The organism is Rhizobium oryziradicis (assembly GCF_001939045.1).
Lineage (GTDB): Bacteria > Pseudomonadota > Alphaproteobacteria > Rhizobiales > Rhizobiaceae > Allorhizobium > Allorhizobium oryziradicis.
In genome coordinates this window covers 207,075-227,360 of sequence record NZ_MKIM01000025.1, presented here as the reverse complement: position 1 = coordinate 227,360, position 20,286 = coordinate 207,075, and the positions used below count along the sequence as shown (strand labels likewise).

Annotated in this window: 22 protein-coding genes; 10 read left to right on the top strand and 12 right to left on the bottom strand. The window is 55.3% G+C overall.

What is annotated here, in order from left to right:
• Positions 1–40: 40 nt before the first annotated feature.
• The 5 genes from BJF95_RS09025 to BJF95_RS09005 form a co-directional block, all read right to left on the bottom strand.
• Positions 41–1,333, bottom strand: a complete 1,293-nt coding sequence (locus tag BJF95_RS09025; protein ID WP_075639118.1) for an RsmB/NOP family class I SAM-dependent RNA methyltransferase — start codon at positions 1,331–1,333, stop codon at positions 41–43.
• A 67-nt stretch (positions 1,334–1,400) separates the two neighbouring features.
• Positions 1,401–1,739: a septal ring lytic transglycosylase RlpA family protein gene (locus tag BJF95_RS09020; RefSeq protein WP_075639117.1), complete on the bottom strand. Its 339-nt coding sequence runs from the start codon at positions 1,737–1,739 to the stop codon at positions 1,401–1,403.
• Between the two features lie 391 nt (positions 1,740–2,130).
• A complete protein-coding gene (locus BJF95_RS09015) occupies positions 2,131–3,003 on the bottom strand; it encodes an SDR family oxidoreductase (protein WP_075639116.1) in 873 nt (290 codons plus the stop codon).
• Positions 3,000–4,172 (bottom strand): tRNA epoxyqueuosine(34) reductase QueG, encoded by a 1,173-nt coding sequence (gene queG / locus BJF95_RS09010; protein WP_075639115.1) that lies wholly within the window; start codon positions 4,170–4,172, stop codon positions 3,000–3,002. Before queG ends, BJF95_RS09015 begins: the two co-directional genes overlap by 4 nt.
• Positions 4,173–4,183: 11 nt before the next feature.
• Positions 4,184–4,876 carry a glutathione S-transferase family protein gene (locus BJF95_RS09005; RefSeq protein WP_075639114.1) on the bottom strand — a complete coding sequence of 231 codons (693 nt, stop codon included), beginning with the start codon at positions 4,874–4,876 and terminating at the stop codon, positions 4,184–4,186.
• 167 nt (positions 4,877–5,043) lie between these two features.
• Between BJF95_RS09005 and BJF95_RS09000 the strand changes: the two genes are divergently transcribed.
• Entirely contained in the window at positions 5,044–5,850 is an 807-nt protein-coding gene (locus BJF95_RS09000) for an undecaprenyl-diphosphate phosphatase (protein WP_075639113.1), read from the top strand.
• Positions 5,851–6,009: 159 nt separating this feature from the next.
• Here BJF95_RS09000 and BJF95_RS24030 read toward each other — a convergent pair whose 3' ends face one another.
• The 3 genes from BJF95_RS24030 to BJF95_RS08990 all read right to left on the bottom strand — a co-directional run bounded on the left by BJF95_RS24030 (position 6,010) and on the right by BJF95_RS08990 (position 7,904).
• Positions 6,010–6,162, bottom strand: coding sequence for a hypothetical protein (locus tag BJF95_RS24030; RefSeq protein ID WP_175577230.1), 153 nt, complete (start codon positions 6,160–6,162; stop codon positions 6,010–6,012).
• Positions 6,163–6,402: 240 nt separating this feature from the next.
• Entirely contained in the window at positions 6,403–7,380 is a 978-nt protein-coding gene (locus BJF95_RS08995; protein ID WP_075639112.1) for a complex I NDUFA9 subunit family protein, read from the bottom strand.
• A gap of 236 nt (positions 7,381–7,616) precedes the next feature.
• Positions 7,617–7,904 carry a DUF1330 domain-containing protein gene (locus BJF95_RS08990; RefSeq protein WP_075639111.1) on the bottom strand — a complete coding sequence of 96 codons (288 nt, stop codon included), beginning with the start codon at positions 7,902–7,904 and terminating at the stop codon, positions 7,617–7,619.
• A 220-nt stretch (positions 7,905–8,124) separates the two neighbouring features.
• Here BJF95_RS08990 and BJF95_RS08980 point away from each other — a divergent pair, with 220 nt between their 5' ends.
• Positions 8,125–9,264, top strand: a complete 1,140-nt coding sequence (locus BJF95_RS08980; protein WP_139317446.1) for a right-handed parallel beta-helix repeat-containing protein — start codon at positions 8,125–8,127, stop codon at positions 9,262–9,264.
• Between the two features lie 17 nt (positions 9,265–9,281).
• Here BJF95_RS08980 and pyrF read toward each other — a convergent pair whose 3' ends face one another.
• The 4 genes from pyrF to dnaN form a co-directional block, all read right to left on the bottom strand.
• Positions 9,282–9,974 carry an orotidine-5'-phosphate decarboxylase gene (gene pyrF / locus BJF95_RS08975; RefSeq protein WP_075639108.1) on the bottom strand — a complete coding sequence of 231 codons (693 nt, stop codon included), beginning with the start codon at positions 9,972–9,974 and terminating at the stop codon, positions 9,282–9,284.
• Positions 9,953–10,561 carry a histidine phosphatase family protein gene (locus BJF95_RS08970; protein WP_075639107.1) on the bottom strand — a complete coding sequence of 203 codons (609 nt, stop codon included), beginning with the start codon at positions 10,559–10,561 and terminating at the stop codon, positions 9,953–9,955. Before BJF95_RS08970 ends, pyrF begins: the two co-directional genes overlap by 22 nt.
• On the bottom strand, positions 10,561–11,154 hold the full coding sequence (pmtA, locus tag BJF95_RS08965) for a phospholipid N-methyltransferase PmtA (RefSeq protein WP_075639106.1): 594 nt from the start codon (positions 11,152–11,154) through the stop codon (positions 10,561–10,563). Before pmtA ends, BJF95_RS08970 begins: the two co-directional genes overlap by 1 nt.
• 162 nt (positions 11,155–11,316) lie before the next feature.
• On the bottom strand, positions 11,317–12,435 hold the full coding sequence (dnaN, locus tag BJF95_RS08960; RefSeq protein ID WP_075639105.1) for a DNA polymerase III subunit beta: 1,119 nt from the start codon (positions 12,433–12,435) through the stop codon (positions 11,317–11,319).
• A gap of 252 nt (positions 12,436–12,687) precedes the next feature.
• Here dnaN and rsmI point away from each other — a divergent pair, with 252 nt between their 5' ends.
• From rsmI to gshB, 8 genes are all read left to right on the top strand, one after another.
• Positions 12,688–13,623, top strand: a complete 936-nt coding sequence (gene rsmI / locus BJF95_RS08955; RefSeq protein ID WP_245297286.1) for a 16S rRNA (cytidine(1402)-2'-O)-methyltransferase — start codon at positions 12,688–12,690, stop codon at positions 13,621–13,623.
• Entirely contained in the window at positions 13,620–13,991 is a 372-nt protein-coding gene (locus BJF95_RS08950; protein WP_139317445.1) for a YraN family protein, read from the top strand. The genes rsmI and BJF95_RS08950 overlap by 4 nt, the downstream gene beginning before the upstream one ends.
• Before the next feature lie 140 nt (positions 13,992–14,131).
• Positions 14,132–15,430 (top strand): extracellular solute-binding protein, encoded by a 1,299-nt coding sequence (locus BJF95_RS08945; protein ID WP_075639104.1) that lies wholly within the window; start codon positions 14,132–14,134, stop codon positions 15,428–15,430.
• A 74-nt stretch (positions 15,431–15,504) separates the two neighbouring features.
• A complete protein-coding gene (locus tag BJF95_RS08940) occupies positions 15,505–16,386 on the top strand; it encodes an ABC transporter permease subunit (protein ID WP_075639103.1) in 882 nt (293 codons plus the stop codon).
• A 10-nt stretch (positions 16,387–16,396) separates the two neighbouring features.
• Positions 16,397–17,239, top strand: a complete 843-nt coding sequence (gene ugpE / locus BJF95_RS08935) for a sn-glycerol-3-phosphate ABC transporter permease UgpE (protein ID WP_075639102.1) — start codon at positions 16,397–16,399, stop codon at positions 17,237–17,239.
• 11 nt (positions 17,240–17,250) lie between these two features.
• A complete protein-coding gene (locus tag BJF95_RS08930; protein ID WP_075639101.1) occupies positions 17,251–18,357 on the top strand; it encodes a sn-glycerol-3-phosphate import ATP-binding protein UgpC in 1,107 nt (368 codons plus the stop codon).
• Between the two features lie 87 nt (positions 18,358–18,444).
• Positions 18,445–18,936: a cupin domain-containing protein gene (locus BJF95_RS08925; protein WP_083638761.1), complete on the top strand. Its 492-nt coding sequence runs from the start codon at positions 18,445–18,447 to the stop codon at positions 18,934–18,936.
• Between the two features lie 80 nt (positions 18,937–19,016).
• The gene (gene gshB / locus BJF95_RS08920) at positions 19,017–19,964 is read left to right on the top strand and encodes a glutathione synthase (RefSeq protein WP_075639100.1); all 948 of its coding nucleotides are present in this window, start codon (positions 19,017–19,019) and stop codon (positions 19,962–19,964) included.
• Positions 19,965–20,286: the final 322 nt, after the last annotated feature.

Genomic DNA, 20,286 nt, shown 5'->3' with positions numbered 1-20,286 from the left:
TCATGAATACCCTCAAAATTGAGGGTATTCATTTTAAAGCTTAGAGAGATGCGCGCTTCAGTTTTGCAAAGAAAAATCCATCCGTTCCGGTTGTTGCCGGGCTGAGTGTCAGGCTCGCTCCATTTTGGGAGACGGGCTTTGGCGCGGCATCGCCAATCAGCGCTGTCCAGCGGTCTACCATGGGCACAGCGGTGAACTCGGGATGGTTTTCCAAAAAGGCTTCAATCTGCCGATCGTTTTCTTCGGGCAGAACCGAGCAGGTCACATAGACCAACTCACCACCCGGACGCACGTAAGTGGCGGCTTCATCCAGCGCCTGCTTTTGCTGCTCCACCCGCTCTTGTACGCTGCGCTCTGTCAGGCGCCATTTGGTGTCTGGGCGACGACGCCATGTGCCGGTGCCGGTGCAAGGCGCATCCACCAGAACCTTGCTGAAGTGTCCCAGAAGAGCCTGCAAGGCTTTGATATTGTCATGCACCTGCACATTGTGTGTACCGGCACGCTTCAGGCGCTCAATAATCGGAGCCAGCCGCTTTCGGTCGCTGTCAAAGGCGTGCACCTGACCCTTGTTGTGCATGGCTGCGGCCATGGCCAACGTTTTGCCGCCACCGCCTGCGCAAAAATCCAGCACCTGATCATTGTCGCTTGGCTCCACCAGTGCGGACACCAGCTGCGAGCCTTCGTCCTGCACTTCAAACCAGCCTTTTTGAAAGGCAAGTTCCGCTGTGACGTTGGGAAGGCGCGAAGCACCTTCGCCCGCCTCAACGCGAATACCAAGGCTTGAGAGGGCTGCTGGCTTGACGTTGGAGCGCTCCAGCGCTTTCAGCACCTTTTCGCGTTTGGCCTTCAAGGTGTTGACGCGCAAATCAAGGCTGGGGCGTAAGGCCAGCGCCTTGGCCTCCGTCAGCCAATTCTCGCCAAAGGCGGCTTCAAAGGAGGGGACGACCCAATCCGGAATGTCGCCCTGCACACCGAGAGGTGCCTGTGTCAAATCTCGGGCCAGAAATGCTTCTGTCTGGCTCTCGGTCAGCGGTGTTGGTGCATAGGTGTCACCTTCAAGGGCTTGGGCCAAACTTTCTGGCGAATAACCCCATTGCCGCAAGAGAACGGCATAGGCCAAAGCTGTTGGGCTATCATCGTCCATCATATAGGCGTGAGATGATCTCATGCGCAGCGCGTCATAGACAATATTGCCGATGGCGGCGCGATCGCCTGAGCCTGCAAACCGATGGGCAAGGCCCCAATCCTTGAGGCAATCCGCAACGGGCCTGCGCCGCGTTTCAATATCGCCCAATACTTCAATGGCTCCTGCAAGCCTGCCGCCCAAACGCATGGTCTTCTCCGTGTTAACCCGTCAGACTTTGCGTGGTAGCGGGGATTGCTGCCATGAGCAAGCGGTATCAGCCCATCAACTCATAACAGACCTTGCCGGTGCCACTGGCAACCATGCCAAGATTGGCAGCGGCGGCCTTGGAAAGATCCAGCACGCGACCCTTGATAAAGGGTCCACGATCATTGATCCGCACCACAACGGTTTTGCCGTTCTTGCGATTGGTGACTTTCACCTGCGTGCCGAAGGGCAGGGTCTTGTGGGCGGCGGTCAACTTGCTTGGGTTCATGTGTTCACCCGAAGCAGTGCGCGAGTGTTCAGCGTACCAGGAAGCCCCTCCGCATGAGGTTGCAGCAAATGCTTGCCAAGGTGCCAAAGCAACGAGGGTGGAAATAGCTGCGACTGTCATAAACGATCTGCTTGACGATACCAAAGTTACATTCCCATTTTTCAGTTTTGCTGCCTCATTGTGAATTCTTGAGGCGTTTTTTGCGTGGGAACGCTTAAGGGTGGTCAAAAATGGCAAAAAAGTGCCTCACGTAATCACGGAATGTTACGTTAAGATATATTTGTGATGGGTGTGCGCGTTTAACAATTTGGTAAGGTTTTAGAAAAACTGTTTAAAATCAGCGGAAATACGCAAAAATATTGCGCGCTATGGTTCCAACCCTCGATCACAAAATATTTTTTCAAAGGCCAAAATAAAATGCCTTGAATGCCGCCATGATTGGAAAAAATATAAGGCAAGGGCGCAATATTTCTGCCACTTTTGCCATATTTGGGGAATGAACGTGCAAAACCTACTCTTGCAACGGCTCTGAAGTCCACAATTGCTCAAGGGAAACCCGGTAGTCAGGATAGGCAAAGGTGAAGCCAAGGGCGCGGATTTTGTCGTTCTTCACCCGCTTGTTCTCGCCATAAAACGAGCGCGCCATGGGAGAGAGTTCTGCTGTTTCAAATGGCAGCTCGGGCGGTGGTTCAATGCCCATCAGGCGGGCGGCCTCTGTCACCACATCCTGTGGCGGGGCGGGTTCATGGTCGGTGACATTGAAGATGCCATCGGCTTTGCCCATTGCCAAAAACAGCGTGGCGCAGGCAATATCCTCGACTCGAATGCGGTTAAAGACCTGATCTTTTTTAACCAGTCTGCGGGCCGTGCCTTGGGCAAGGTTGAGCAGCCCATTGCGGCCCGGGCCGTAAATGCCCGACAGGCGCAAGGTTGCCAGCGGAACATTTGCCTGTTGTGCGGCGGCACACCAGGCATTTTCGGCCTCGACCCGTTCTTTTGAGCGTATGGAGACTGGCTTGCACTGGGTTTCTTCATCCACCCACGCGCCATTGTGGTCGCCATAGACGCCAACAGTGGAGAGATAGCTGATCCACTCCAGGTTGGGCATCAGGGTTTTCAGATCACCACCTGTCAGACGCAACAGCGGGTCCCCATCGGCACCCGGCGCAATGGATTGTACCAGATGCGTGGTGGTTTCCATGGCCGCCAGCAGAACGGGTGAAAGCTGCTGCCCATCAAAGACAATCGGGTTGATGCCGATTTCCGCGAGGGCTTTTGACTTGTCCGGGGAGCGGGTGGTGCCAAACACGGTGTGGCCCTCTTGGAGGAAGCGCTGACCAATGGCTTTACCAGAATATCCAGCCCCGAAAATCAGTAGAGTCATTGTTCCACTCCTGCGTCACGCCATTCGTTGCGAACATCCTCATCGGGCTCGCGGACACTATATAGGGCAAGGTTTTTAAAATCTGAAGGCGGCATCAGGCGCGACAATGCCCAGACCGCCATGCCACGCACATCGGGCGAGGGGTCCGTTAGCAAGGCCTGACACTGCGGAATGAAGGCTCGCATGCCGGAATTGCCAGCCGCAATCAGTGTATTGCGCACAAAGCGGTCGCGCCCAATGCGCTTGACCGGAGAGCCGCTGAAATGGCTGCGAAAACTGGCATCATCCAGCGTCAGGAAAAAGGCAATGTCGGGCGCTTGCAAATCGGCTCTTGCGTGCAATTTCATCTCGCGTGACAGGCTGGCGAACTTGTTCCACGGGCAGGCGGCTAGACAGTCATCACAGCCATAGATGCGATTGCCAAAGGCGGAGCGAAGGGTGCGATCAATCACGCCCTTATGTTCAATGGTCAGGTAAGAGATGCAGCGGCGGGCATCAATCTGATAGGGGGCAGGAAAGGCATCGGTCGGACAGGCATCCAGACAGGATTGGCACGAGCCGCAATGGTCGCGCTCACGCTCATCCATGTCCAGATCGGCAGTGGTAAACAGGCTACCTAAAAACAGCCAGGAGCCGAAGGTGCGGCTGACCAGATTGGTATGCTTGCCCTGCCAGCCAAGGCCTGCGGCTTCCGCTAAGGGCTTTTCCATCACAGGCGCAGTATCGACAAACACTTTCACATCTTCGCCCGCGCGCGCGGCAAAGCGGGTGGCAACCTCTTTCAGCTTGCCTTTGATAATGTCGTGATAATCGCGATTGCGCGCGTAAACCGAGATCGCGGCTTTTTCCGGCTGGTCTTGCAAGGCGCGCGGGTCGCTGTCGGGGCCATAGTTGAGACCAAACATCGCAACGGAGCGCACATCAGACCACAACACCCGCGGATCAGCCCGGCGCTCCTTGGTCTCGCTCATCCATGCCATGGTGCCATGATGGTTGGCGGCCAGAAAAGCGTCCAGCCGCGCCGGGGCTTGCGGCATGCTGTCGGGCGGGGTGATGCGACAGACATCGAAGCCTTTGTCTGCCGCTTCTTCTTTCAGAAAAGCAGTGAGCTTGCGCCGCTTTTCTGCTGCTTTTTCTGCCGCGCGGTCGCTGTTGCGGTCATGCGGCATAGCCCACTCCGTCAAAAGTCCAGATCAGCGTAATGCGACACAGGGGTCAGGCCGCGCACGCGCTCTGCCAGAAGTGGACGAAACGACGGGCGCGATTTCAAACGCTGATACCAATCCTTGGCAATGGGCGATTCTGACCAATCAATTTCGCCCAGATAATCCAGCACTGAGATGGCAGCACCGGCGGCCAGATCGCCATAGCTTAAACGATCACCTGCCAGCCAAGTGCGCGAGCCAGCCAGCCAGCTGAGATATTTCATATGCTGGCGCACATTGCCGCGCGCCGTGCGCAGCACTTTTGAATCGGGCGCACCACCGCCCAGACCATTGGGGATTTGCAGCTTGAAAACCCGCTCGCGCGCCAAAGGCCGGGTCACGTCCTGCTCCATCTTTTGCAAAAACCAATCGACAAGACGGCGGATTTCAGCCCGCTGGAACGGATCTTCGGCCAAAAGGCGACGATCACGCTTCAAAACGCCATGGGTCTCATCGAGAAATTCGGAAATCACCGTCGCACCGCACAGTGTGCGCATATTATCATCAACATAGACTGGCAGCGTGCCAGCCGGGTTGAGGTTGAGGAATTCCCGACGCTTTTCCCAGGTCTGTTCTTCGACCAGATCCGCCTGAAAACCGTATTCAGACAGGATCAATCGGACAAAACGTGACGTTGTCGACATGGGATGGTGATATAAAGTGGGCATTGCTGGCTGATGTCCGGTTCGGGCGTTGATCGTGTGGTGTTTTACAGTTTACGTATTGCGGCAGGCGTGCCCAGGGTTCCCACGAGGGCAAGCTTGCGTTTATAGGTTTGTGGTTCCGTCATACAGGCGAATCGCTTGCCTTGTCACGCCCATCAAAAGGACAATCCATGGAAGATCAATCGATCATCAGTGCTCTCATTCTTGGTCTTATTGAAGGGTTGACTGAATTCATACCGGTTTCATCCACAGCGCATGTGCTTCTGGCCGGTCAATTTCTGGGATTCAAGTCACCGGGAAATACGTTTGCGGTTCTGATTCAGTTGGGTGCCATTCTGGCCATTCTCACCGTTTATATCCAGAAATTATTGTCTATCGCCTTTTCTTTGCCAAGCAATCCGCGCAGTCGCCATTTTGTTCTGGCCGTTCTGGTTGCCTTTTTGCCGGCTGCCGTCATTGGTGCCATCGCTCATGATTATATCAAGGCTGTCTTGTTTGAAACGCCGATGCTGATCTGCATCATGCTGATCGTCGGCGGGGTCATTCTTCTCATCGTTGATCGCATGGCTTTCACGCCGCGCTACACCGACGTGATGGATTATCCTCTGTCACTGGCGTTGAAAATTGGCTTTTTCCAATGCCTGGCCATGATTCCCGGCACCTCCCGCTCGGGGGCGACCATTGTCGGCTCCCTGCTGATGGGCACAGACAAGCGCTCGGCCGCAGAATTCTCGTTCTTTTTGGCCATGCCGACCATGTTGGGCGCTTTCGTGCTGGATTTATACAAAAATCGCAACGCGTTGAGCATGGATGACGGCATGTTGATCGGGCTTGGCTTTATCGCAGCCTTTGTCTCGGCCTTGTTTGTGGTGCGCGGCTTGCTGGATTTTGTCTCAAAGCGCGGCTACACACCCTTCGCCTGGTGGCGCATTGCTGTTGGCGTGGTTGGTCTCATCGCCCTGCAAATCTACGGATAAGTCATTGACAGCGCAGATGATGATTACAAAAAGGCCCGCATCAAGCGGGCCACTTTTTTGGTGGTAAAACCATATCTACCAAAGGCAATATCTCGACAAAAGAGACTAAACTGATCCGGCTGTGGTCGTTTTGAAAACAACCAACCGCGACGCCTGTGTTTAGCGCGTAATCGAGCCTGTGCTGCACGGATCAACGCCATAGGCGGGGGTGCAATTTCCCTTGCGGGCGGCAACCGTTGTGGGTGCCACGAAGGAGCCAGCGAGAATTACCAAAGCCGCACACGCGAAAAACAGTGCGATAGACTTGCCCATGAAACAAGAACCTCAAAAGATCGAAATTGATGGCGCGACGCGTGATATGTGAGTCCCGATCGCTGACTTGTGTTTACGCAGGGCTCGTTGCAACTTCAATAGCAGAATGAGTTGAATCAGCGGTTAATCGAACTAATTCAAGGGTGCGTCTTTTGTGCAACGCTGGCACAGAAGACGCCGGAGATCAAACGTGTTGCCGCGCCGCGCGCCTCTTGGGTGCACGGCGCTTTAATCGCGAGATTAAGCGGCCTTGCCGGTGCGGCTGTATTGGCCCTTTGGGCGGAAATGCACCAGATAGGATGGCAGCACAGCGGCGACAGACCGGCCATGGATGCCAAGGCCTTCCAATGTGCGTCCCTCAGCCTTGGCAGCTGCAGATACAACATTGTCGCTCTTGAGAAGCGTCAGCTGATCATTGGTCAAGGGCGGTGTGATCAGCGGAATGGCGGATGCGACGCCCGCGATGAAAGACGCCATGCCAAAAGAGATCGACACCAGTGGTGTCTGGCGATCCACCACACGCAGCATTTCCTCAAGACATTGCTTGAAGGTCAGAACTTCCGGCCCGCCGAGTTCGTAAATGCCGGCATTGATCTGGCCGTCGACTGCTTTGCCCACGGCTTGCGCCAGATCTTCCACGAAGATCGGCTGGAATTTTGTCTGGCCACCACCAATCAGCGGCAGGAAGGGGGCAATGCGGGTCATTGCGGCAAATTTATTGAAGAAATTGTCTTCCGGTCCAAAGACAATAGAGGGGCGCAGGATGATGGCACCCGGCAGCGCCTTGAGAATGGCCTCTTCGCCTCGGCCTTTGCTGGCGGCATAGGCTGACTTTGATTTGGAATCGGCACCGATGGCCGAAATGTGCACGAGCTTGGCACCGGCGGCTGCGGTTGCTTCGGCCACGGTTCGCGCGCCAAAATCCTGCACGGCATCAAATTTGTTGCGGCCGGATTCCATCAGAATGCCAACGCAATTGACAACGAAAGATGCCCCCTCGATTGCCTTGATCACGCTGTCCTTGTAGCGCAGATTGGCCTGAGAGAGAGAAATTTGTCCGACATTGCCAAAGGGCAGCACGAAGCCAGCGAGATCGGGGCGGCGTACAGCCACGCGCACACGATAGCCGCGCTGCGCCAGAACCCGCACCACGTGCCGACCAACGAGGCCGGAGCCACCGAAAACAGTAACAAGCGGCGGAAGATTTGCGAGTGTCATAGATAGCTCCTGCAGATCGGATAGTCAGACCAATTCATCTTGTTGTCTCTTATCGCTATTGCACCAAGAGGTGAAGCAGAATCATCACCGTCCTGGTGGGGCTTTTGGCCTCATACTAAGATTCATTGAAAATGACTCTTAGTATTCCTTTTGCAAATATCTCAAGCACCTAATGCATTTGAGATATTTGCAATGCCTTCAAGGCGAGGATGCGTGAGCATCTTCGAGCCTTGGTATCATTGGCCTTCGATGAGCAGGATCTCTCCATCGGCCACTTCCTGACGGATTTTCACAGCCGCCTGATACTCAGCCGAGTTGTAGCAATCGAGCGCATCTTGAAGGCTGGGAAACTCAATGATCACATTGCGGGCGCGCGAAACACCCTCAACCGCTTCGGTTTTGCCACCACGCGCCAGAAAGACGGCACCATAGCGCTCGAAGGCGGGCTTTGCCGTTGAAATATAATCCTTGTAGCGCTCAGCGTCGCGCACATCGACCCGCGCAATCCAATATCCCTTTGCCATCAAATCACCTCTTTCGTTTTCTCATGTTTGATCTGTGAAATAGAGGCCCAGGTCAAGCCATAGAGCAAGGTCAAGCCATAGAGTTTGTCAGGGAAAAGTGGAATGCGGTTGTTCTGATCAGGCAAACGCGAGCGTGGTGGATGGGAAAGAGCGCGGGTGGCTCTTTCGTATTTTTGCGTTGCAGTATAACGCTGTGAAACGATATGGCTTTTGAGATAGGTTGAAAACGTCGATTCTGGCGCGGGCGCAAGAGGCAAAATTGATGGCAAAGCCGGTTTACACCGCGTTTCTCGCGCTGTTGCTGCACAGTGGATGGTCCGTAAGCGTCGATGCAGCCACGGCAACGCGGGGTCTGCCCGGGGCCGTTCCCTGTTCTGCCGAGCTTTATGAGACTTTGCGCGCGGTGCCGGATGATGTGTCGCTGGTGCAGCCGGTTGCCTGCAAGGTTGATCTGACGCGCGATGACATGGTGACCACGAATATTGCTTTCCTGGGTGCCCACGCCAGTGGCGCAAGCCTTGACTGTCACGGTGGCATTATTGGCATTCCGGGCCGCGTTCCCAAGGGTACGCCACCGACCATTCAAATCCGCTCGGTGAAAGATGAGCAGGGCAAATGGAATGTGCCGCGCAATATCACCATCCGCAACTGCCGGATTTACGGCTCCATTCGCATTTCGGGACTGGGGATCAATGGCGAGGCCGAGAATGTGCGGCAATCATCGCTCAATCGCAATCACACCGAGTTTGCCCAGGCGTCTGCGCCATCCAATATTGTGCTGGAGAATTTAACCATCGTTGCCGATGGCCCAACACCGGTGTTTATTGCGCCCGGGGTGACCAAAGTGACACTTTCCCATTCTGTCATCAGTGGTTTCACCAACGGAACTGCCGTCTATCTTGATTCGGAAACGGGCCATAACGTGATTTCGGGCAATCGCTTTGAGGTGACGACGAAAAGCAGGGAAGTGATGTCCGTTGATGGTTCTGCGCACAATGTGATTGAGAACAACAGCTTCACCAACCCGGAACATGGTGGCATTTATCTGTATCGCAACTGTGGCCAGGGCGGAACAATCCGCCATCAGACCCCGCAGCACAACCGGATTTCTGGCAATACCTTTGTGTATCAGGATTTGCCGCATCCAAAGCCCGCCGTTTGGCTGAATGCCCATGAGGCATGGCAGAATTTCTACTGCAATAACGATCCGCCAGCGCCCTTTGGTAGTGGTGCAGATAACCGCAGCTTTGCCGATTTCAACACTGTCACCAACAATCAGATTGTTGGAGGCGATGCCAAGTTGATCCTCGATAACGGAAAAAACAATAATCTGAGCGGCAATATCCAAAAAGCAAAATAACGCTGGTAAAACGACGCTTACAGGGCGGTTTGCATCTCAGCCAAAATCGCCTGCGCTGCCGTTTTCGGCTCTTGTGCCTGGGTGATGGGACGTGCCACCACCAGATGGCTGGAGCCCGCAATCAAGGCTTGCGCCGGTGTCATCACCCGCTTTTGATCGCCATTGTCCGAGCCTGCCGGGCGGATGCCGGGGGTGACAAGCGCCATATCCGGCCCAAGAATGGCGCGCACCGCACTTGCTTCCTGCGCCGAGCAGACAATGCCGCCCATGCCGGCCGCTTTGGCCTGGGCCGCCCGCGTCAAAACAAGGCTTTTCGCATCCTGACTATAGCCCGCATCCAGCAGGTCCTGATTGTCCATCGAGGTGAGAACGGTGACGCCGAGCAGGCAAAGATCAGAGCCTTTGGCGGCATCCACCGCAGCTTGCATGGCTTTTGGGTAAGCATGCAAGGTCAGCATGGTCATACCCATTTTGACAATATTCTCCACGGCGGACGCAATGGTGTTGTCAATGTCGAGCAATTTCATATCGAGAAAGATTTTCTTGCCGCTTTGCGCCATGTCACGTGCCAGTTCCAGACCGCCGGTAAAGGCCAGTTGATAGCCGATCTTGTAAAACAGCACATCATCACCCAGCGTTGATACCAGCGTTTCTGCTTGTGCAACGGTTGGCACATCCAAGCCAACAATCAAACGGTCTCGCGCATCCATGGGCCATCTCCCTGCCAATCTTCCATGGCCGTCCAGTCGCATGAGATGCGCCGATCTGCAAGGGTGAAACAGAAGAGATTGCCGCCGCCGGGTCGCTGATCCGTGGAGCGGGAAATGATTTGTCCGCTCAAATGGCATTTCAAAAGGGTGCCAACCCCGCCATGGCCGATGAAAGCGATGGGAATGGTGGGATCGTGCGCTGACAAAACGGCATCAACAGCACTGACAATGCGGCTTTGCGCATCAATCGCCCGTTCCCAGCCGTGAAAGCTTTGATGCGGATTGGCGAAAAACCAATCCGCTGCCGCCTCAAATGCCGGTGGTGGCAAAAAGCCAGTGGCGGAGCGGTCATTTTCATGCATGGATTCAACCTGCTCCGGGATGATGCTCGCGGCTTTGGCCAGAATCTCCGCCGTTTCAACGGCTTTCACCTCATCACTGCTGATGATGCGGCCCAGATTTCGCACCCAGTCACGAGTTGAAACCAGAGCCGTCCTGTCGAGGCCAACAGATGAAAGTCCCCATTGGGGAACTGGAACATCAGGATCTATACGCACTTGCGGGTGGGTGAGATAGAGCGCGAACATCAGCGGCGGCGATAGACCCAAAGCTGGGCTGGTGGAATATTGCGCACCACGAAATCAAAATGCTGAACGTAATAGCTGCCGCCATTGGCGATCACCGGCGACATCGGGCCATAGGAGATCTGCATGAAGGGGCGGCCATGGGGGACGCGGTCCAGCATGTCTTCCACAAGGCGCACACGGTCCTGCATGGGGAAATTGAGCAGCGGCACAGCGGAAATCACACAGTCAAAGGTCAGGCCAGCCAATGGCCCAAGCGTGTTTTCAATGTCGAAGGCGTTGCCCTGAACAAAATTCACACCGGGAATTGTTGCCTTCAAATGCTGGTAGAAAGCGTCTGAATATTCGACCGACACCAGCTTTTCCGGCTCAATGCCGCGGCTCAGAATGGCTTTGGTGATGACGCCGGTGCCCGGCCCAAGCTCCAGAACAGGCAGGCCCGATTCTGGATTGACGATGCTGGCCATGCGCCGCGCGGTGATGCCGGAGGTTGGCACAATGGCCCCCACCTGCTTTGGACCTCTCATTGCACCCTTGAAGAAGCGGATCTCCTCGTCGAATTTCTTTTCAAACCGTTCTTTAAGGTTGAACTTCATGGACTGCCATCTCCTAACAGTACGTCTTGCATCCATCATGGCTGCGTAAACAGTATGTTCGCTTCATTTGTCGCAAAAACAAGACAAAATGGCGCAGATGTGAAAAAATTATGACCAGCAGTCCATAAAGTTGAGAAACGTGACCTCTGTGATACCCGCCCTTTATACCCTCATTGGCATGAGCACGTAGAGCGCATCATCGCCCGCCGTGTCGCGGATCAGCGTTGGAGAGCCTGCATCGGCCAGAAGGAAAATCGCTTCTTCGCCAGACAGCTGTGCGGTGATATCGAGCAGATATTTGGCATTGAAGCCAATTTCCATGGCGTCGCTGTCATAGCCCACGGCCACTTCTTCGGTGGCGCTGCCGGAATCGGGGTTGTTGACGGTCAGCATCAGATGACCATCGCCAATCGCCAGCTTCACGGCGCGGCCACGCTCTGACGAAATGGTCGATACGCGGTCAACGGCGCGGGCAAAGGTCTGGCAATCGACACGCATTTCCTTGTCGTTGGCCTGCGGAATAACCCGCTGGTAATCGGGGAAGGTGCCATCAATCAGCTTGGAGGTCAGCACGATCTCGCCAATGCCAAGGCGGATTTTGGCATCCGACACTTCCAGATTGACGATCAGATCAGGATTATCGACCAGCTTTTGCAATTCGCCCACGGTTTTGCGCGGAATGATGATGCCCGGCATGCCTTCCGAGCCAGATGGCGCTTCCACATCGGCGCGGGCGAGACGGTGGCCGTCTGTTGCCACGGCGCGCAGCTTCAATTTGCCATCGGCTTCGATGGTGTGCAGGTAAATCCCGTTGAGGTAATAGCGGGTCTCTTCTGTTGAGATCGCAAACTGGGTGCGATCAATCAACATCTTGAGGTCCGATGCCTTGAGCTTGAAGGAATGGCTGAAACTGCCCGCGGTCAGATCGGGGAAATCCGATTCCGGCAGGCATTGCAGCGTGAATTTGGAGCGCCCGGAGGCCACCGTCATACTGGCCCCATCGGGGTTGGTCGACAGCAGCACTTCTGCGCCATCCGACAGCTTGCGCACGATTTCATAAAGCAGATGGGCGGGCACCGTGGTGGCACCAGCCTGCTCGACATTGGCGGGTGTTGCTTCGGTGATTTCCAGATCAAGGTCGGTTGCCTTCATGGCGAGGCTCTGGCCATCGGCCCGCAGCAACACGTTGGAAAGGATCGGAATGGTGTTTCTGCGCTCGACCACCCGGTGAACGTGGTTCAAGGATTTCAGAAGGTTGGACCGTTCAAGAGTAATACGCATAGACGCTGCCACTTTCGACCTGTGCGATCCTTGCATGGATCGGCTCTGCCTGTTCCGAGCGCTAACGCCCGGATGATTGGGACGGGCAAAATGGCAGGAAATGGCTCTGAAATGCAAGGCCCCAAGCGCTTTTGAGTGGCGATGTTGCACGCTTTCCACTGCGAAGGGCTGTGATATGCTTGCCGCAGCCGCATCTGTGCCGCATAACGAAGCCCTGAACATAGCCCTGTCGTCAAGAAAGTCGTGGCCGAGATTTTGACCCAAGCCCCAAACCATCAAGCTCCACACCACCCAGAGCAAGACGCTGCAAAAACCTTTCGCCTGCATGATCGGGCAGTAGCTGCCCGCCCCATGGAGGTCGCGCTCTATCTGGTGGCCACGCCGATTGGCAATCTCGGTGACATTACCTTGCGCGCGCTCGAAGTGCTGGCCGGTGCCGATGTTCTGGCCTGCGAAGACACCCGCGTTACCCGCGTGCTGCTCGATCGCTATGGCATTACCACGCGGCCTTACGCTTATCATGAACACAATGCCGAAGAGGTCGGGCCAAAGCTGATTGCGGCGCTGGAGGCTGGAAAATCCGTGGCCCTGGTGTCGGATGCCGGAACGCCTTTGGTGTCGGACCCCGGCTATCGGCTCGGGCAATTGGCGTTGGAAGCAGGCTTGAAAGTGGTGCCTATTCCGGGGCCGTCTGCGCCTTTGGCGGCGCTGGTCGGCTCTGGCCTGCCCAATGATGCCTTTGTCTTTGCGGGATTTTTGCCCACCAAGGACAAGGCAAGGCGTGATCGCTTAGCGCAATGGGAAGCCACACCCGCAACACTGATTTTCTTTGAATCTCCGCACCGGATTGGCGCAACGCTTGCAGCCGCCGCTGACGTGATGGGCAGCGAGCGGCCCGCCTGCGTATGCCGCGAACTCACCAAGACATTTGAAGAGTTTCGCCGTGGCACGCTGGGTGAATTGTCGGCCTATTATGATGATGAGCGGCAGGTCAAAGGCGAGATCGTGTTGGTGATCGGGCCTCCCTTGGCAAAAGCAGCGCCGGAGCCTGCCGATATTGATCGTCTGTTGATCGAGCTGTCGAAAACTTTGCAAACCGCCAAAGCCGCAACTGAAGCGGCCCGCCAAACCGGCCTGCCGCGCAAAGAGCTGTATCAGCGACTTTTGGAGCTGAAATCGGAGCCATGACGCCAAAGACCAAGCCGATGAGCGCCCGCCGCAAGGCCGAACGGCGGGGCCGCTGGTCGGAATATCTGGCGGCTGCCTATCTGTTGGTGAAAGGCTATCGCATCCTTGCTCTGCGCCATAAGACCAAATGGGGTGAGGTGGATATTATTGCCCGCCGGGGTGATCTTGTGGCTCTGGTGGAGGTGAAAGCCCGCTTATCCCGGCAGATGGCCGTGGATGCCGTGAGCTTTGAAAGCCAGCGCCGTATTCGCGCGGCAGGCGATGTCTGGTTAGCGCGCCAGCCGGATGCCGCCCGGCTTTCCATTCGCTGCGATATTGTGGCGATCGTGCCAAGGCGCTGGCCTTTGCACATCAAGGATGCCTTTTAAAATCCCGTCATCTTTGAGGGGCATTTCAGTATTTTTATTGTTTTGCATTTTGTAATCATCTCGTCACAAAACAGTTAAGTGCCTGTCACGAAGCCTCTCTAATGGCTTGCTCACCCCACATTGGCGGAGAGGATCAAACCATGTTCAAGAAGCTTTCGATGGCCGCATTGGCTGTCACTGTATCGACCACATCATCATTTGCCGCAACCAACATCAGCTGGTGGCACGGCATGGGTGGTCGCAACGGCGAAGTCATCAACGAATTGTCACAGAAGTTCAACGCATCGCAAAGCGAATGCGTTTTGACGCCTGTTTCCAAGGGCTCTTACGAAGAAGCTCTGGCCGCTGGCATTGCCGCGTTCCGCTCGCACGATCAGCCCAATATTCTTCAGGTGTTTGATGCAGGCTCTGCCACCATCATCAACGCCAAGGGTGCGACCATTCCAGCCGAAGACCTGCTGAACAAAGCAGGTTACAAGTTTGACCGCAACGCTTTCATTGAAGGTGTTCGTTATTTCTACGCCGACAAAACCGGCAAGTTCATCGGCATGCCGTTCAACTCTTCTGCTCCTATTCTTTATACCAACACCGAAGCTTTGAAAAAGGCTGGTGTTGAAGCGCCAAAGACCTGGGAAGAGTTTGAAGCCATCGCACCAAAGCTGAAGGCTGCCGGCTATATTCCGCTGGTGCAGTCGCAGCTGACCTGGGAGTTCACCGAGAACTTCTTCTCTCGCAACAACATCCAGTTTGCATCCAACAACAATGGTTATGACGGTCTGGCTGGCACCACCATCAACGTCACCGATCCAAACCACGTGATGATGTATGACAAGCTGAAGGCTTGGAAAGACGCTGGCTACTTCGCTTACTACGGCGCAGGCTGGAACGACAACCAGAAGCCTTTTGAAGACGGCAAGGTTGCGCTTTGGGTTGGCTCGTCTGGCTCGTTCGGTGGCTTGCAGAAGACGGCGTCCATGCCATTTTCCGCGACCTTCCTTCCCTACTGGGGCTCCATCAAGGGCGCAGGCGTGCATAGCTTCATCGGCGGCGCTGCTCTTTATGCCATGTCCGGCAAGTCTGAAGCTGAAAACAAGTGCACAGCCGCTTTCTTCAACTTCCTGACCTCGCCCGAAATCCAGAAGTTCTACCATCAGGCCACCGGTTACGTTGCCATCACCAAGGCGGCTTACGAGCTGACCAAAAAGGAAGGCTATTACGAGAAGAACCCTGTTGCCGAAGTTGGTATTCAGCAGCTTTCTCTTCCAGGCGGCGAGTGGGACAAGGGCTATCGCCTTGGTTTCTACCCACAGATCCGCTCGGTGATGGAGCGCGAATACAACAAGATCTTCTCAGGCGAAACCACGCCAAAGGCTGCGATGGAAACCATCAAGAAGGAAGCGGACGAAATCCTGGCACGCTTCGCCAAGACCGCAGGCTGACACTTCATCTTCAGACATGATCTGTCCCGGAGGCGAGTTTTCGCCTCCGGGGTTTTCTTTGAAAGGTTGCCGCGATGAAGCGTGTTCAGTTCAACTCGCGATTTCTGCCCTATTTTTTCCTGGCTCCGCAATTTTGCATTGTGGCCATCTTCTTCTATTGGCCAGCCGTGCAGGCCATCCAGTCGTCGTTTTATATTGAAGATCCGTTTGGCTTTGGCTCGACCTTTGTCGGCCTTGCCAATTATGCCGATATGTTTGGTTCATCGGAATATCGCAAGATCGCGCTGTTTACGCTCTGCTTCAGTGTTGTGGTGACGTTTCTGGTGCTGTCCATTGGAACCGTGCTCGCCGTCAAGGCTGATGCCGTGATCCGGGGACAATCGGCCTACAAGACCCTGCTGATCGTGGTCTATGCCATCGCGCCGCCCGTGGCTGGCCTGATTGGCATGATGTTCTTTGATCAGCACATCGGCCCCTTTGTGAAATTCGTGGCCCTGTTTGGCTGGGACATGAAGGTGGGCCTGAACTATTTCGACACCGCCTTTGCCATGGTGTCTATCGCCGTGTGGAACCAGATTCCCTATAATTTCATCTTCATCCTCTCAGGCCTGCAAGGCATTCCCGCCTCTGTGCGCGAAGCTGCCACGCTGGATTGCCGCTCAGGCACGCGAAGGTTCTGGACTGTGACCATGCCGCTTTTGACGCCCACCGCGTTCTTCCTGCTGGTGGTCAATATGACCTATTCGCTGTTTGATACGTTTGGCGTGATCGACGTGATCGTCAAGGACAAGCCCGCTGATAATCCGATCACCCTGGTCTACAAGGTCTACACCGATGGTTTCCGCGGCAATGACATTGGCTCATCGTCTGCGCAATCGGTGATCCTGATGGTGGTCGTGCTGGTTTTGACCATGATCCAGTTCCGCTTCATCGAGCGGCGCGTCCATTACGGTTGAGGAGACGACCATGTATAAAACCAAGCTTTTCGACCATGTGATCCTGATCCTCGGCGTGATTGTCATGCTCGGCCCGCTGGTGGTGGCCTTTACCACCTCGTCGCATACGGCAGCCGAAATTCACCAGAAAGGCCTGATGCTCTCCATGGGCGGGCATCTGGAAGAGACCTATCATAAGGTGCTGTTTGCCCAGACAGGCTTTAACGGCAAGGTCACGGGTCTCAACATGTTGATTAATTCGCTGATCCTTGGCCTTGGCTTTGCCATCGGCAAGATCGTGCTGTCGATGATGGCCGCTTACGCCATTGTCTATTTCCGCTTTCGCTTTGCCACGCTGGCGTTTTGGATCATCTTCACCACGCTGCTGTTGCCGCTGGAAGTGCGCATCATGCCATCCTACAAAGTGGCGAGTGATCTTGGCCTGCTGAACTCCTATACCGGCTTGATCCTGCCGCTTTTGGCCTCGGCCACCGGCACCTTCTTCTTTCGCCAGTTTTTCAAATCGGTGCCGGAAGAATTGCTGGAAGCCGCCCGCATTGATGGTGCAGGCCCGTTCAAGTTCCTGATCGATATTCTGGTGCCACTGTCGCGCACCATGATTGCGGCGGTGTTCATCATCATGTTCGTCTATGGCTGGAACCAATATCTCTGGCCGATGCTGATGACCACGGATGAGAGCTTTTACACGCTGATGCGCGGTATCAAGCAGATCCTTCAGGTCTGGGTGGGCGCACAAATTCCCGATTATAACGAAGCCTTTGCCATGGCCGTGCTCGCTATGCTGCCCCCGATTGTCATCGTGGTGGTGTTCCAGAGCTGGTTCATCAAGGGCCTCACAGAAACCGACAAGTAAAGGACAGTCCAATGGCTTCCATCGATATCAATCAGGTCTCCAAGATCTATGACGGCGGTGTGCGTGCTGTGAACAGCGTGGACATCCAGATCAACGACGGCGAATTCATCGTGCTGGTTGGCCCTTCCGGCTGCGGCAAATCCACGCTTTTGCGCATGGTGGCTGGCTTGGAAAGCATCTCGGAAGGCGTGGTTCGCATTGGTGATCGCGCCGTCAATCAGGTTGAACCGGCAGACCGCGACATCGCCATGGTGTTTCAGAATTATGCGCTCTATCCGCATATGACGGTGCGGCAAAATCTGGCCTATGGCCTGAAAAACCGTAAAACCCCGAAGGATGAGATTGAGGCCCGCGTGGCCGAAGCCGCCCGAATGCTGCAACTGGAGCCCTATCTGGACCGCAAACCGCGTGCGCTTTCCGGTGGTCAGCGCCAGCGTGTGGCCATGGGCCGCGCCATTGTGCGCAAGCCTGCGGTGTTTTTGTTTGACGAGCCATTGTCTAATCTGGATGCCAAATTGCGCGTATCGATGCGGGTGGAAATCCGTAAATTACAACGCCGCCTTGGCACCACCTCCATTTACGTCACCCATGACCAGCTCGAAGCTATGACACTGGCGGACCGGCTGGTGGTGCTCAACGGTGGCCGTATCGAGCAGATTGGCACGCCGCTGGAGGTTTATAACAAGCCTGCCTCCACCTTTGTGGCCAGCTTCATCGGTTCGCCCGCCATGAACCTGATTACGGCGCGGCTGGATGGAAATCGTTTGTCGCTTTGGCCCATCAGTTTTGTGTTTGATGGAGAGGCCTCCTATAGCGGTGAAGTCACAGTGGGGATTCGGGCAGAAGACCTCGCCATTGCCACCCCGGGCCAGGCTTATCTGCCCTTCAAGGTCGATTATATTGAAGAGCTGGGGGCGGTTCGCCTCGTGCATGGCTTTGTTGGCGATCAGGCCCTTTGTGCAACGCTGCCTGTGGATGTTGCCTTGAGCAGTGATCTGCGCCTCGGCATTCGCCCGGAGCGTCTGCACTTCTTCGACAAAGACGGTCGCCGCATTGAGGTGCCATTTCATGAGGCACGCATGGTTCTCGGTGCTGATTCTGAGACAGTTTCCGCCTGAAACGGTAAAATGCCAGCAAGGTTGGTAATGAAATCGTGATCGGCTTCTGGTATATCCTCTCAAACAAGGGGATTATCGGGGGCGATCATGCCAATCAGACTAATCATTGGGCTTGCGGGTCTTGCCATGGCCGTGCCGCGCTTGAAGCGTGGTGCTGATGCACCGTCATTGGTGGCGGCCCATGGCTATGGGGTGGAGCTTCAGCCTGCGCCGATCAACCCGGATTGGGTGATTGAGGGTGATCCGCAAGCGCGGCTGGCCAATCACTCGCAAAGTGAGGATGAGGCTTCATCAACCGCGGTGTGGGATTGCACCGCTGGTGCCTTCCGCTGGTATTTCGGCTGGGATGAAACGGTGGTTATCCAAGAAGGCGAAGTGCATGTAACCGCAGAAGACGGCAGCGAGCGGATTTTGCGCGCCGGCGATATTGCCTATTTCAAGGGTGGCACCTGGGCCACCTGGCGTGTTGAGACTTACGTGCGCAAGATAGCCTTTTTGCGCAAACCCTTTCCAGAGCCATTGGCAACGCTCTACCGCCTGCGCAATGCCATGCGCGGTGCCTCCCGCAGCGGGCTTTGACGGCGATAAATTCCATTGAAGACGTTGCGTTCAGCGCGCCGCCATCCTACATCTCGAACATATTCAGCGAGAGATGAACCATGGCCAAGATTACCAATGTCGCCGTCCAGATGGACCACGTTTCCTCCATCAATATTGCAGGCGATTCGACATTCGCCATGAGCCTTGAGGCGCAAAGCCGCGGCTACAAGCTGTTTCATTACACGCCCGACCGCCTCACCATGCGCGATGGCCGCATTTTTGCAACCGTTGAGCCCATGGAATTGCGCGATGTGAAGGGTGATCACTACACCTTGGGTGAGCCAGAGCGCGTGGACCTGTCCACCATGGATGTGGTGCTGCTGCGTCAGGACCCGCCGTTTGACATGGCCTATATCACGGCCACCCATCTGCTGGAGCGCATCCACCCCAAGACCCTGGTGGTGAACGATCCGGCCTGGGTGCGCAATTCGCCTGAGAAGATCTTTGTTACCGAATTTGCAGATCTGATGCCGCCAACGCTGATCACCCGTGATCCCGCCGAGATCGCCGCTTTTCGCGCGGAAATGGGTGATATTATCCTGAAGCCTCTCTACGGCAACGGCGGCGCAGGCGTGTTCCATTCCACCCGCGATGATCGCAATTTCTCATCACTGATGGAAATGTTCACACAGATGTTCCGCGAACCCTTCATTGCGCAAGGCTATCTGCCAGCCGTGCGCAAAGGCGACAAGCGCATCATTCTGGTGGATGGCGAGCCAGTGGGTGCCATCAACCGCGTACCTGCCGAAAACGATGCGCGCTCCAACATGCATGCGGGTGGCAGACCAGAGCCAACCGAGCTGACAGCCCGTGAGCGTGAAATCTGCGCCCGCATTGGTCCTGCTCTTCGCGAGCGCGGCTTTTTGCTGGTCGGCATCGATGTGATCGGCGATTACATGACCGAGATCAACGTCACCTCGCCAACCGGCCTTCGTGAAGTGAAGAAGTTTGGCGGTGCCGATATCGCAAGCCTGCTGTGGGACGCGATCGAGAAAAAGCGCGCCTGATAGTCAAGAGTTCGGATGTGAACGCTCCCGTGGCCTCCACGGGAGCGTTTTGCGTTGATGACGACAAAGCGGCACAGCAGCGGGTTCTGTTTTGTTCTGTCAATACAACCTGATGCAACCATTTCTCTCTCAAATCGGGTCTTTGTTCATTTATTGTTCTTGTTGTTTTGTCTGGCCTATGCAATTCTAAGGTTGCGGTAGAGTGTGTCTTGGTTTTCCATCGAGGCAATTCGATTGATTGTAATCTTCTGATTTATCTCATTTGTTTTTGATTTTTCGGCGAAAATCGAAGGAATGATTGAGTGGGTTGATCAAGGTTTTT